This window comes from Pseudomonas sp. GM55 (assembly GCF_000282395.1).
Lineage (GTDB): Bacteria > Pseudomonadota > Gammaproteobacteria > Pseudomonadales > Pseudomonadaceae > Aquipseudomonas > Aquipseudomonas fluorescens_CC.
The window spans coordinates 1-13,211 of sequence record NZ_AKJJ01000041.1; the positions used below are offsets into that span (position 1 = coordinate 1).

General features: G+C 60.1%; 11 protein-coding genes and 3 pseudogenes. 13 read left to right on the plus strand and 1 reads right to left on the minus strand.

Going from position 1 to position 13,211, the window contains the following annotated elements:
• The 7 genes and pseudogenes from PMI31_RS09460 to PMI31_RS09490 all read left to right on the plus strand — a co-directional run.
• Window positions 1–284 (plus strand): annotated as a pseudogene (locus PMI31_RS09460) (type VI secretion system Vgr family protein); the annotation flags it as partial.
• The gene (locus PMI31_RS09465; protein ID WP_008017724.1) at window positions 281–2,305 is read left to right on the plus strand and encodes a T6SS effector phospholipase Tle3 domain-containing protein; all 2,025 of its coding nucleotides are present in this window, start codon (window positions 281–283) and stop codon (window positions 2,303–2,305) included. The pseudogene PMI31_RS09460 and the gene PMI31_RS09465, both read left to right, overlap by 4 nt.
• Complete coding sequence (locus PMI31_RS09470; protein WP_008017726.1) at window positions 2,302–3,987, plus strand: type VI lipase adapter Tla3 domain-containing protein; 1,686 nt, start codon at window positions 2,302–2,304, stop codon at window positions 3,985–3,987. The genes PMI31_RS09465 and PMI31_RS09470 overlap by 4 nt, the downstream gene beginning before the upstream one ends.
• A complete protein-coding gene (locus tag PMI31_RS09475) occupies window positions 3,984–4,253 on the plus strand; it encodes a PAAR domain-containing protein (protein WP_008017727.1) in 270 nt (89 codons plus the stop codon). Before PMI31_RS09470 ends, PMI31_RS09475 begins: the two co-directional genes overlap by 4 nt.
• A 48-nt stretch (window positions 4,254–4,301) precedes the next feature.
• Window positions 4,302–4,823: a hypothetical protein gene (locus PMI31_RS09480; protein ID WP_008017728.1), complete on the plus strand. Its 522-nt coding sequence runs from the start codon at window positions 4,302–4,304 to the stop codon at window positions 4,821–4,823.
• 125 nt (window positions 4,824–4,948) lie between these two features.
• Window positions 4,949–5,673: pseudogene (locus tag PMI31_RS09485) on the plus strand (GntR family transcriptional regulator).
• Window positions 5,670–6,446, plus strand: a pseudogene (locus PMI31_RS09490) (ADP-ribosylglycohydrolase family protein); the annotation flags it as partial. The pseudogenes PMI31_RS09485 and PMI31_RS09490, both read left to right, overlap by 4 nt.
• Before the next feature lie 168 nt (window positions 6,447–6,614).
• Here PMI31_RS09490 and PMI31_RS09495 read toward each other — a convergent pair.
• Window positions 6,615–6,944 (minus strand): hypothetical protein, encoded by a 330-nt coding sequence (locus PMI31_RS09495; protein WP_008017732.1) that lies wholly within the window; start codon window positions 6,942–6,944, stop codon window positions 6,615–6,617.
• A 323-nt stretch (window positions 6,945–7,267) separates the two neighbouring features.
• On the opposite strand from PMI31_RS09495, the gene PMI31_RS09500 reads away from it, so the two are divergent.
• From PMI31_RS09500 to PMI31_RS09525, 6 genes are all read left to right on the plus strand, one after another.
• Window positions 7,268–7,750 carry a GNAT family N-acetyltransferase gene (locus PMI31_RS09500; RefSeq protein ID WP_008017733.1) on the plus strand — a complete coding sequence of 161 codons (483 nt, stop codon included), beginning with the start codon at window positions 7,268–7,270 and terminating at the stop codon, window positions 7,748–7,750.
• A 144-nt stretch (window positions 7,751–7,894) separates the two neighbouring features.
• Window positions 7,895–8,887, plus strand: a complete 993-nt coding sequence (locus PMI31_RS09505) for a 2-dehydro-3-deoxygalactonokinase (RefSeq protein WP_008017735.1) — start codon at window positions 7,895–7,897, stop codon at window positions 8,885–8,887.
• A 19-nt stretch (window positions 8,888–8,906) separates the two neighbouring features.
• Entirely contained in the window at window positions 8,907–9,527 is a 621-nt protein-coding gene (locus tag PMI31_RS09510) for a 2-dehydro-3-deoxy-6-phosphogalactonate aldolase (protein WP_008017736.1), read from the plus strand.
• Between the two features lie 48 nt (window positions 9,528–9,575).
• Window positions 9,576–10,724 (plus strand): galactonate dehydratase, encoded by a 1,149-nt coding sequence (gene dgoD, locus PMI31_RS09515; protein ID WP_007977010.1) that lies wholly within the window; start codon window positions 9,576–9,578, stop codon window positions 10,722–10,724.
• A 161-nt stretch (window positions 10,725–10,885) separates the two neighbouring features.
• A complete protein-coding gene (locus tag PMI31_RS09520) occupies window positions 10,886–12,196 on the plus strand; it encodes an MFS transporter (RefSeq protein ID WP_008017737.1) in 1,311 nt (436 codons plus the stop codon).
• A gap of 60 nt (window positions 12,197–12,256) precedes the next feature.
• A complete protein-coding gene (locus tag PMI31_RS09525; RefSeq protein ID WP_008017738.1) occupies window positions 12,257–13,081 on the plus strand; it encodes an IclR family transcriptional regulator in 825 nt (274 codons plus the stop codon).
• Window positions 13,082–13,211: the final 130 nt, after the last annotated feature.

The window sequence follows — 13,211 nt, forward strand, 5'->3', positions numbered from 1 at the left end:
CCAGCGAGCATGACTGGGTGGGGCCGAAAACCGACAGTGCCTCGGTGCCAACGTTCGGTCGTGACCCCGCCGCGCAACGCCTGGCCATTCACTACCCGGGCCACGGCGACGACAGCGCCCGACTGGCGGTCGAGCATGCTTACCAAATCAAATTGGAGGATGGCAGCACGGTGCAAGGACTGACGGATTCCAGTGGACTGACGGAGCGGGTGGAGCGCGAGCAGATGCATCAATCGCAAGTGTCGGCGTTGCGTGACAAAGGCCCGAACGGTGACGGCCAATGAGCAGCGAAGATCTGTACTGCGTGGCGCAACTCACCACACGCCTGATGCCTAACTGCAATACCGTGCGCAAAATGGAAGTGCCCGCCGACCTGCCGGGGGTGGTGATCTTCCTGCATGGTGTGAATGATCCGGGCGCGTCCTATGAGTCGGTGGAAACCGGGTTGTGCCAAGGAGTTAACGAGCGGCTGGATCGACCGGATCTCAAGGCGGGGCGGTATGGGGCGGCTTACAGTGCTGCCAAAGACATGCCGCGTGAAGAGTTGAGCAGTGATCAGAAGGCCATACTCGATGACCCTGATACCTACCTTTATCGTCGAGATACTACCGCGCCCAAAACCCGTAGCCTGATGATCCCGTTCTACTGGGGTTATCGCGCCGCCCCGGAACACGTCAAGCGAGATGACGCCGGTGACCCGTTCCGAATGCGCAACCAGTTTCAGGATATCCGGGGCAATCGCCTGGATCGCCACTTTGCCAAGGCCGGTGGTTTTTTTGTCAATGCCACCAACAATCTGCAAGAGATGTATGGCGAGGGTTTCAAGGCCAACCGGAAAACCGGCATGGTCGAATTTGCCAAGCCGAACAATTTCCTGCTCTTCGCCCATGCGCCGCTGCGGCATTACTTTGTGCTGGCCGCTCACCGTCTGGCGATGCTGGTCAGCGAGATGCGCCGGGTATCCCCCGATGAAACCATCACCATCATGGGCCACAGCCAGGGCACCCTGATCGCGTTACTGGCGCAGGCCCTGCTGGTGGACAAGGGGCAGCGCTGCGCCGACACCCTGATTCTCGTGGACACGCCTTACAGCGTGTTGCCCAAGGTCACCCCCAAAGACCATGACACCCTCGCCACCCTGATCCGTATCGTCACGGCGGTCACGCAAACGCCCCATGCCCAGCCACCGTTATCCGCGCTCAGGGACAGCAAAACCTATGGCGGTCGCAGCGGCCCTCGATGGTCACCGACGCAAGGGACCCGCCAGGACAAGCTCGGCAACCTCAGCGTGTTCCCCGAACGCGACAATCGCGGCAAGGTGTACCTGTATTTTTGCCCGGACGACACCACCGTGGCCCTGGACGACGTGCAAGGCATCGGCACCTACGGTATGCCGGATGCAACGCCGGATGGGCGACCGGCGATGATGGCGCTGCAATCCCTGGGTTTCTATCAACGGCTGTGGACCAAGCGCCATCGTGACGGGGAGCCGGTGCGGGTGGGCAAGCCACCACAACCGGAATTCATCCGCGCACTCGGCGAACACCGCTACCCGGGCGCGTCCTTTGTCACCGGAGTGGCCTCGCAAGCGCCGATAGCCGAGGGGCAGGAACGCCTGATCAATGCCGAGGCCCTGCACCCGCCCCATGCGCCGCAGATGTTCGGTGGCGAAGCGATCACCGGCAGTCCGACCACCGCCGGCCTGGACAAACCGGATGAGGTGGCCAAGAGCATCGCGCTGGGCAAAGACGCCGCGACCTTTTTGTGGATAAAAATGCCCGCCGAGTATGACGCCCCGAACACCACGCAGCAGGAGGCGTTAGCCCGTTTTAACGGGTTGTCCGACGACCCGGAGGACCATACGCGCGCCGTACGAAAAGGCGCGGCCCGCTCCAGCGCCAGTTCTTGTCACGAGCGTGAGGAGACCCCGCGAGAGGCCCGGGCGCGCATGGAACATGACCAGGGGACCTGGGGCGCCAACTCCTACCACTCGGCGATCCTGCGCAGCCCGGAAAACCAGCGTTGGGTGACGGCGATGGACATCGCCCTTGGCCAGGCCCATTGCCTCGATGACCCGGCCATGCGTGAAGTGTTGGTGGCGATTGCGGATTGGAAGATGGATGAAGAGGTATTTAGGAAAACAAGTGAGTTGCCAGGTTGGTCGCGTCTAAGCAAAGAGGCTCAGGCGCTAGTGAAGTCCAGTTACCTGTATTACCAGGAGGGCATATTTCCGACTTCCGATCTGGTCTCGCTAACGCCCCCCGCTCTGTTTGCCGGCGCCGCTAAAAAAGGAGGTGCCTTGTGAGCGATCCTCAACACCGCCCCCGAACGTTACCGAAACTGAAGCCCTATCTCTGGATCGCCGGCGTTCTGCTGATCCTTTGGCTCGGCTTCGTCTGGCTGGTCCACCTCAAGGCACAGGAAAACAACGTGGAAATACGTGACCTCAAACCGGTACTGTACTGGGGAATCGCCGCCATTCTGGGCCCCTTGCTGCTGATTTTCAGTGTTCACTGGTGGGGCAAAGCCGTGGCCAGTGAAAGGGCGGGGCTTGTTGCCTATAAAGCCAACGTCATGGCGCAAATCGCTGAGCAGCAGGCCACGCAGGCGCGGACTTATGCATTGGAAATCCGCGGGGTGGGGCTTGGGATCTACCAGGACCACCAATCGGAGATCTGGCAATTCATCAAGAAGAAAAATAACAACTTTGCGTCGATTTATTCACGAGATCCCAAGGATTACACGGACTCACTGGACTCCCGAGAAATCAGCAGAGATATCAAAATCCGTGTGGCTTTCAAGCATTCGGCAGGCGAATCAGTAGCGTATTGGCCAATACCGGTGTTCGCGCTAGGTCCACCAGACCCTTATGAGAAAGGCTATCGAGCCGCCGGCTTGATCAATTCAGGCCGTAATAAGGCGACCTTGGGGGTTACCCAATTTCTCTGGCAGGACGATGAAAGCACCACCCATGCCCAAGGCATGATTGAGCGGCTGTTTCAGTTTTTTGACGATAACCCCCAAGTTCCACAGGCGCTGATCGCGAGCCGGGACGGCGACGTGACGCGTGATGTCTATCGCAAGCCTGGTACCCCCGGGTTACAAAGTGTCCAGGTGGTACCCACGGTGTTCGAAAGCATGACCGGGCTGCTGGTCACTCGCTCGGATCGGGTGGATCGGTATATTCGCCGTTATGCCACCCACGAGCCTGAGGACAACCAAAACAAAAACACCGACCTGGGCAAACTTTGGGCATTTTACTGGAAGCATTCCCGTGAATTTCGAGAGGTGTACGAAGAGGCGGAGCGTGCCAAAGGCTTTGATAACCCCGATGCCCCCGGCACCATGTCCACCGCCTACTGGCAAGCGCAACTCCCCACCCTCTGGGCAACCATCGATAACCGCGGGCCAGGCTACTTCGAACCCTCCCCATGGCTACCAATCCGCTGGACCCAGCACCAGGTCAAAGAGTTCGACGCCGCGCCGGTGCTGGGCTACTTGCACCGACCGATCAAGGTCTCGATGCAGGATGAGCACGGCCAGCGGCTAAAACCGGCGTTGCAGGCCAAAGCCCTGCAGGCAGGCTGGCTGCAGGCCGTGGAGACATTGCCCAGAGGGCAGCAGCCGGTCCGCGTGTTCTATGACACCACCGACAACCGGGACGCTGAAATCGCCCTGAACAATGCCTTGCACGGCCTGAACACGGACGGCCATGGGCTCGAGTTGGGCAATGTCGATGAGGGCTACGACATCGGTCGGCGTCTGGGCAATACCGGGGTCAGTGGGGCGCTGGTGGAAATCAACCTGGCGACCATTGCCAGCTACCTGGATGGCGGAGTCAGTGCGGTGGTCTACGCCGGCCAGGACGGCAGCCTGACGGTACAAATGATCCGCCCGCCGGACGAGGCGCGCAAAGCCAAGAACCGTGAGAACCGAGGTGCCGACCCCTTCAAGTTCGGCTCCCCTGGCGGCGGGCCCAGAACATGAGCCATCCCGTTTGCCTGGGGGATGCCACCAGCAGCGGCGGCACGGTGGTTTCCTGCCAGCTCGAAGGCACACATACCCTCAATGGAAAAAACCCGGCGGTGTTGGGCGACAAGGCTACCTGCCCGCTGCATCAGGGCGAGTTTGCCTTCGTCGAAGGGCATCCGCGCCGGCGTACGGACGGCATTCCGGTCGTGTTGCAGGGCCATTTTCTGGCCTGCGGTTGCCATGGGGTGGCAGGTACTGCGCTTAACGTTCGGGTAGTTTGAATCGCAACTTCTAAAATTTCTGAAAAACGGAAAAAGACAGGGATAGTAATGACAGTAAACCAACAAAAGACACGAGTTCGCTTTCGTCGGTCTGTCGCATGGATACTGGCTGGTACGGTGTTTCTACTGATTGTGCTTAGTTATAAACAACTGTCCCGACCCGCCTGCGATGAGTGGATTGGCGACTATGCCGCGCGACCTGGGGAAGAAGCATTACTACGCATCGAGAGAGAGGGTGATGTTTATATTCTAATCAGACATGAGGTGGACAATGGGGAGGTTCGTGAGCCACTTGATCCAATGTCCGCAGACGAACTTCTCGATGATCAGGACAACCCGGTTCCAATTATTTGTGCGCTACGTGGTGATGGTGTGAAGCTTATTAAGCTGCCATCGGATAGCTCAATTAATCCGACGGAGTCAGATAACCGAAATACTTCGATATACCCGGCCGCCACCCAATATCTGATGGGGGTTTCGGTTGGATTTGCAGGAGGTGTGGTGGGCCTGTATCCGGTGCCACATCAGGCTAAATTGAAGATTTTCGGGGGAGCCTCGGAGATAGAGTGACGGCATAGAGCCTGAACGAGAACTCACTGGTCCTTGTACATCGGGCTCAACGCAAGCAAGCCCTTCGGTCATATCCCGTAAACAATCCTTGCCGATCCCAACCCGTTTCGATTAACGCTTTGTACATGATTAGACAGGTACGATTTGACAAGAAACAACGGGGGGGCGACGGAACTCATCCGGCGCATCGAAAGCAGCCTCCTGAGAGGACGGTTTTCTGTTGTCTGGCGAGCATCAGTTGGCTCAGGAATTCAAAGTCAGCCGAGGCACTTTGCGTGAGGCTCTGGCCGAATTGAAACGGCGCAACTACATCGCGACGCAGAGCGGGGTGGGTTCCATCGTCACGTTTGACGGCGTGGTACTCGACCAGCGCAGCGGTTGGGCGCAGGCGCTGGCCGACAGCGGGGCGCTGGTCAATACCGAGGTGTTGCGTCTGGAGGCGGTAACCCGTCCTGATCTGATGTCTCATTTCGGCACCGACAAACTCATTACTCTCGACCGTCGCCGCCGTTCCAAAGACGGCACGCTGGTTTCCCTCGAACGCATCTTTGATGCCTGCTATCGGTGGCCTGGAAAGCCTGCCGCGTGTCGGTCTGATTGATAACTCCCTGACCATCACCCTGGCCGCCTATGGCTATATCGGCAAACGTGGTGATCAGTGGATCAGTGGATCGGTGCTGAACCGTTGAATGCCGAAGACGCCGAGCTGCTAGGACGTCCGGTTGGCACAGTGTTCCTCAAGGCCTTGCGTACCACGTACGACCGGCAAAACCGCTTCATGGAGCAAGTGGAAAGTTTGCTCGACCCTGTGCATTTTCGTCGGCACCTGCAATTTGGAACCTCGAAATGACTGCGCTCAACCATGCCTTGGGCGCGTTCTATGGCCTGACCCTGGGCGATGCCCTGGGCATGCCGACCCAATCTTTAAGCCGCGTTGAAATCCAGTCGCGCTTTGGTGAAATCACCGACCTGCAAGACGCCGGTGCCGATCAACCGATTGTCGCCAACATGCCCAAGGGCTCGATCACCGACGACACCGAACAGGCGATCCTGGTCGGCCAGTTGTTGATTGATGGCGAGGGCAAAATCGAGCCGTCGGTACTTGCACAGCGTTTGATCGAACGGGAAGCGCTGATGCAGGCCAATGGTTCGCAGGATCTGCTCGGCCCTTCGACCAAGCGCGCCATCGAGATGATCCTCGCCGGCCATTCGCCGGAAGAAGCGGGGCGCTATGGCACCACCAACGGCGCGGCGATGTGCATTACGCCTGTGGGGATCGCGGCGAATGTCGCCGATCCGCAGCGTTTCATCGAAGCGGTCGTGCAGGCCTGTCAGGTCACCCACAACACCACGTTGGGGATCTCCAGCGCGGCGGCGGTGGCGGCGGTGTCTGCCGGCATCAACGGCATGGACTTGGGTGAAGCGTTGAACCTCGGCCAGCAAATCGCCCAGCAAGCGGAAAGCCATGGCCACTGGGTGGCCGGTGGACGGATTGTCTCGAACATCAGCTGGGCGCGGAGCATCAGTGTCGACCATGACAACGACTTGTTGGCAGACCTGCTTTACGACGTGATTGGCACCTCGGTGGCATCTCAGGAATCAGTGGTGGTGTCGATCGCCCTGCTCAAGGGGCAGAGCGAATACCAGCCAAAAGTCAGTTGAGGGCTTCCCCTCAACCATAGAATCTCCCATAGGGGGCTGCTGGGGATCTGGCACAGATCCTGTGGGAGCGGGCTTGCCCGCGAAGAGACCCTAATATTCTTCGCCCGAGTTGCTGTCCCCAAACAGTAACTATTGGCTGTCGCTGTCGTCGTCACCCGAGTCACCGCTAGTGGTCGAGCCAAGTCCGCCACTGCTGGGCGTTTTGCTGCCTGGCAAACTCATACCACCCTGACGTCCTGCATCATTGCCTTGAACCCGCGGGTCGGTGCCGGTGGACGGTGGCAGGTTGTGGTCGATCGTGGTGCCATCGGTGTTCATGCCGGGGGCGCTCTGGATGGCCGGCGCCCTGGGTTTTTCCACCGGGTTGGTCGGGCCGGTGCTGGAACCGAGGGGCCCGGCGAAAGTGGCAATGGACAAAAAGGCCATGAGAACGAGAGCGATCAACCTGGGCAGGATCATGGTGTTGTCTCCAATGATTAGAGTCCCTACCTGATTAGTCTGCTCTCGATCTGAATGGGTGCATTATCAGCGACGAACGGCTCAGGCATTGCTCCAACGCCCTGACTTAGTGCAGGCCGGAGTAAACACCCTTGTAGGAGCGAGCTCGCTCGCGAAAAACACAAGGGCAGCGCATTTATTCAGGCCGCACATGTAATCGTTGACGACCATCGTCGGAACGCCGCCCGGAGCCAGCTCGCTCCTACAGGTGTTGGGACAGTTCCCTCGCCACAAATACCGCGCCGACTTAGTATGGCGTTTTCCATTTTTGACAAGGCACGTCCATGACGATCGAAATCCGCCCGGCGACCCCCAGTGACGCACCGCAAATCCTCGCGTTCATCACTGAACTGGCCGACTACGAACGTGCCCGCCATGAAGTCATCGCCAGCGTTGCCGATATCGAGCGCAGTCTGTTCAGCGAAGGTGCCACCGCCCATGGCCTGATCTGCCTGCGCGACGGTGCACCCATCGGTTTCGCGGTGTTCTTCTTCAGCTATTCCACCTGGCTTGGCAGCAATTGCCTGTACCTCGAAGACCTCTACATCACCCCGCAACAGCGTGGCGGCGGTGCCGGCAAGACCCTGCTGCGGCATCTGGCAAAAATTGCCTGCGCCAACGACTGCGGCCGTTTCGAGTGGAGCGTGCTGGAGTGGAATACCCCGGCCATCGAATTCTACAAATCCCTGGGTGCGCAGCCGCAGGAGGAGTGGGTTCGGTATCGGATGGATGGGACCGTGCTGCGGGATTTCGCAGCGGGTAACTGATCGCTCATAAAAGATCGCAGCCTTCGGGCTGCATTTTTTTGTCTTGTCTCATAATATGGGATTGATATTTATATATTGAGATTTACGCCGCCTCAGGTTTATAGTCCCGCTCACTCACTGCCAAAAACCAAAACAGGTGAAGCGATGCAGGCGCAATTGATCGCGCTCGACTGGGGGACGACCTCATTACGTGCTTACAAACTGGCTGAAGGCGGGCAGGTGCTCGAACAGCGCTCGCTGTCGTCGGGGATCATGCAGCTGCCGAAGGCGCCGCGATTCATTGGCGACCGGGAATGCGCCGATGGTTTCGAACTGGCCTTCGACGAGGCTTGCGGCGATTGGCTCGATGCGCAGCCGCAATTACCGGTGATTGCCTGCGGCATGGTCGGCAGCGCCCAGGGCTGGCGCGAAGCGGCCTACTGCGACACGCCGGCGAACGTCGCCAATCTCGGTACATCCTTGCAAACCGTGCGTAGCCTGCGCGGCGTCGATGTGCACATTGTGCCTGGCGTCATCCAGCGTTCGCGTTTGCCGAACGTGATGCGCGGCGAAGAAACCCAGGTGCTCGGTGTGCTGCAAAACCTGGCGGGTGAGACGGGCGCCGACCTGTTGATCGGCCTTCCGGGCAGTCATTCGAAATGGGTGGAAGTGGCCGATGGCTGCATCGTGCATTTCGATACGTTCATGACCGGCGAAGTCTTCGCCGTGCTCAGCGAGCACAGCATTCTCGGACGCACCCAGCAACATGGCGGGTCCTTCGATGGTGACGCTTTTGATCGTGGCGTGCAGGTCGCGTTGTCGGCGGACGGTGAAACCGGTCCGTTGTCCACGATGTTCAGCGCCCGTAGCCTGGGCCTGACGGGCGAATTGAGCGCCACCGCCCAGGCGGACTATCTGTCCGGCCTGCTGATCGGCCACGAGTTGGCGGCCCTGGCCAATGTCCAGCGGCGTCGGCGCAACAGCGTGCACCTGCCGTCGATCATCCTCATCGGCAATACCCAACTCTGTGCCCGCTACAGCCGGGCGCTCGACGCCTGCGGTTTTGCCCGGGTGACCCTGGCCGAACAGGCCACCGAACGCGGATTGTGGCAACTGGCGCTCGCCGCTGGCCTGGTCACGTCCACCGCATCCCGTTAATCCTGCCTGGAGGTCTGACATGCTCAAACAAGCGCTGGCGCAAAACGGCCTGATCGCGATCCTGCGCGGCCTGCGTCCACAGGAAGCCGCTGCCATCGGCGAAGTCCTGTACGCCGCCGGATTTCGCGTCATCGAAGTGCCGCTCAATTCCCCTGAACCGTACGACAGTATCCGTATCCTGCGCAGTACCTTGCCTGCCGATTGCCTGATCGGCGCCGGCACGGTGGTGACGCCGGAGCAGGTCGAGCAAGTGAAAGCGGCGGGCGGCCAGGTGATCGTCATGCCCCACAGTGATCCCAAGGTGTTGCGCGCGGCGAAGGCAGCCGGTTTGTACCTGTCTCCGGGTGTCGCCACGCCGACCGAAGCGTTCGCGGCACTGGCCGAAGGTGCGGATGTACTGAAGATGTTTCCGGCTGAGCAGATGGGGCCGGCAGTCGTCAAAGCCTGGCTCGCGGTGTTGCCAGCGGGAACGATTCTGGCGCCGGTCGGCGGCATCACTCCGGACAACATGCAGGTGTTCATAGACGCAGGTGTGAAAGGCTTCGGCCTCGGTTCGGGCTTGTTCAAGCCTGGTATGACGCCTGAAGACGTGGCCGTGAACGCCAAGGCCTATGTCGCTGCATGGAACGCTCTGCGTTAAGACTTTTCTGGCGCCGAGCGCGCTGCAAATAACAAGAGAGACAACCAGATGAAAATCACCAAACTGACTACCTTCATCGTTCCGCCGCGGTGGTGCTTCCTCAAGGTAGAAACCGACGAAGGTGTCACCGGCTGGGGCGAGCCCGTGGTCGAAGGTCGTGCCCACACCGTTGCCGCTGCCGTTGAAGAGTTGTCCGACTACCTGATCGGCAAAGACCCCCGCAACATCGAAGACATCTGGACCGTGCTCTATCGCGGCGGCTTCTACCGTGGTGGCGCTATCCACATGAGCGCCCTGGCCGGTATCGACCAGGCCTTGTGGGACATCAAGGGCAAGGCGCTGGGCGTGTCGGTCAGCGATCTGCTGGGTGGTCAGGTGCGGGACAAGATTCGTGTGTACTCGTGGATCGGTGGCGACCGCCCGGCAGACACGGCGCGTGCGGCGAAAGAAGCGGTCGAGCGTGGTTTCACTGCGGTGAAAATGAACGGCACCGAAGAACTGCAGTTCCTCGACACGTTCGACAAAGTTGACCAGGCCCTGGCCAACGTCGCTGCCGTGCGTGATGCGGTCGGTCCGAACGTGGGTATCGGCGTGGACTTCCATGGCCGGGTGCACAAGCCCATGGCCAAGGTACTGATGAAGGAACTCGATCCGTACAAGCTGATGTTCATCGAAGAGCCGGTACTCAGCGAAAACTACGAAGCGCTGAAGGAACTGGCGCCGCTGACCAGCACGCCGATTGCCCTCGGTGAGCGGCTGTTCTCGCGCTGGGATTTCAAGCGCGTACTCAGCGAAGGCTATGTCGACATCATCCAGCCGGATGCGTCCCACGCGGGCGGCATCACCGAGACGCGCAAGATCGCCAACATGGCCGAAGCCTACGACGTGGCGCTGGCGCTGCATTGCCCGCTGGGCCCGATTGCCCTGGCCGCCTGCCTGCAACTGGACGCGGCTTGCTACAACGCCTTCATCCAGGAACAGAGCCTGGGCATCCATTACAACGAGAGCAACGACCTGCTCGACTACGTGAAAGATCCACGGGTGTTCGACTACGACCAGGGCTTCGTGAAGATCCCGAACGGCCCGGGCCTGGGTATCGAGATCAATGAAGAATACGTGATCGAACGTGCTGCCATCGGTCACCGCTGGCGCAACCCGATCTGGCGCCATGCCGATGGCAGTTTTGCCGAGTGGTGAGTTCTTCCTGATCCACTGTAGGAGCTGGCTTGCCAGCGAAGGCGGCGTGTCAGGCAACATCGTTGTTGGATGTGACGACCTCTTCGCTGGCAAGCCAGCTCCTACAGGGGCAGTGCAAGTCTTCGAATCGACCTCAATAACCATAAGAAGAGGCACCCCCCATGCAATCGCAAACCCTCACCGGGCAGGCGTCGTTGGTGACGCCCAGCCGCAAGCGTTTTTTCATCATGGTGCTGCTGTTCATCACCGTGGTGATCAACTACCTGGACCGCAGCAACCTGTCGATTGCCGCCCCGGCATTGACCAGTGACCTGGGCATCGATCCGATTCACGTCGGCCTGATCTTCTCTGCCTTCGGCTGGACCTACGCCGCGATGCAAATCCCCGGTGGCTGGCTGGTGGATCGCGTGCCGCCACGGATTCTGTACAGCGTCGCTTTGCTGCTGTGGTCGGTGGCCACGGTGATGCTGGGCTTCGCAGCCAGCTTCATCGCGCTGTTCGTGTTGCGCATGGCGGTCGGTGCCCTGGAAGCGCCGGCCTATCCGATCAACAGTCGCGTGGTCACCACCTGGTTCCCCGAGCGCGAACGCGCCACGGCCATCGGTTTCTACACCTCCGGGCAGTTCGTCGGCCTGGCCTTCCTGACGCCGGTGCTGGCCTGGCTCCAGCACGAATTCGGCTGGCACATGGTGTTCGTCACCACCGGCGCGGTGGGCATTGTGTGGGCGGTGATCTGGTACGCGGTGTATCGCGAGCCGCGGGATTTCAAAGGCGCCAATGACGCGGAAATTGACTTGATCCGTGAGGGCGGCGGGTTGGTGGACATCCAGGCCGAGCAGGCCAGGGTTAAGGCCAGATTCAGCTGGACCGACCTGGGGATTGTCCTGACCAAGCGCAAACTCTGGGGCATTTACCTCGGGCAGTTCTGCCTCAACTCGACGCTGTGGTTCTTCCTCACCTGGTTCCCGACCTACCTGGTGAAATACCGCGGCATGGACTTCATCAAGTCCGGCCTGTTGGCATCGCTACCGTTTCTCGCCGCGTTTATCGGTGTGCTGTGTTCCGGTTTCTTCTCGGACTTTTTGATCCGTCGCGGCTGCACGGTGGGGTTCGCCCGCAAGTTGCCGATCATCAGCGGTTTGCTGATTTCCACCTCGATCATCGGCGCCAACTTTGTCGAGTCGACGCCGCTGGTGATTGCCTTCCTCGCGCTCGCCTTCTTCGGCAACGGCCTGGCTTCGATTACCTGGTCGCTGGTGTCGACGCTCGCCCCGGCACGGTTGCTCGGGCTGACCGGCGGGGTGTTCAACTTCATCGGCAACCTGTCGGCGATTGCCACGCCTATCGTGATCGGTTTTCTCGCCACGGGTGATTCCTTTGCCCCGGCGATCACCTACATTTCGGTGTTGGCGTTGATTGGTGCACTGTCCTACATCTTGTTGGTGGGCAAGGTCGAGCGTATCAAGTTGTAGTCGTGGCACGCGGGCGACCATAATGCCGCCCGTTCCCTCGCTCAACGGTAAAGGCTGGATATGCAGGAAGACGCCCCAAAAATCGCCAAGGACGCCGCGCCGACCGGCACCCAGACCCTGCTTCGCGGGTTGGGTGTGGTCCAGGCCGTGGCCAGCGGCGCCCGCGATCTCAAGGAAATCGCCCGGCTGATCGGCACTACACGCAGCACCACCCATCGCCTGGCCAGTTGCCTGGTGGACGAGCGTTATCTGCGGGTGGTGCCGCAAGTCGGTTATCTGCTGGGGCCGAAACTGATCGAGTTGGGCTTTCAGGCCCGTGAAGAGCTGCCGTTGGTGACCCTGGCCGGGCCGTATCTGGATGAGTTGTCGGCATTGACCGGCGACACCATTCACCTGGCGATTCGTGAAGGCGACGAAGTGCTGTACCTGCACAAGAACCCGGGGCGCAATGGCCCGGAAATGCGTTCGCGGGTCGGCCATCGCATGCCGTTGGCGCGCACCGGGATCGGCAAGGCACTGATGCTCGATGATTCGCCGCAAGAGTGGCAGCGCTTGTATGAAGTCAGCCTGCCGGTGGGTGGCAAGAACCAGTTCTGGCCGCAGCACCCGGAGCAATCCTGGGAGCAGTTCGAGCAGCGCATGGTCGAGTACGTGGCTGGCGGTTACGCCTTCGATCTGGAAGATAACGAGCCGTCGATCCGTTGCGTGGCGGCGCCGGTCCGCGATGCCAGTAAACGCATCGTCGCCGGCATCAGCATTGCCAGTACCGTGCCTTACATGCCGCTGGAAAAAATGGCCGAGCTGATTCCCCTGATCAAAGGAGTCACGGCCCGGCTGTCGGCGGAGCTGGGTTGTGGGAGCGAGCTTGCTCGCGATGGTCGATAACGCTAACGCGTATTGTCTGAATGCACGCGGTGTATTGGAGTTTTTCGCGAGCAAGCTCGCTCCTACAGGCAATGATGTAATGCCCGGAATTTCAGGCAACAAAAAGGCCCCCGTTTCGGGAGCCTCGTTG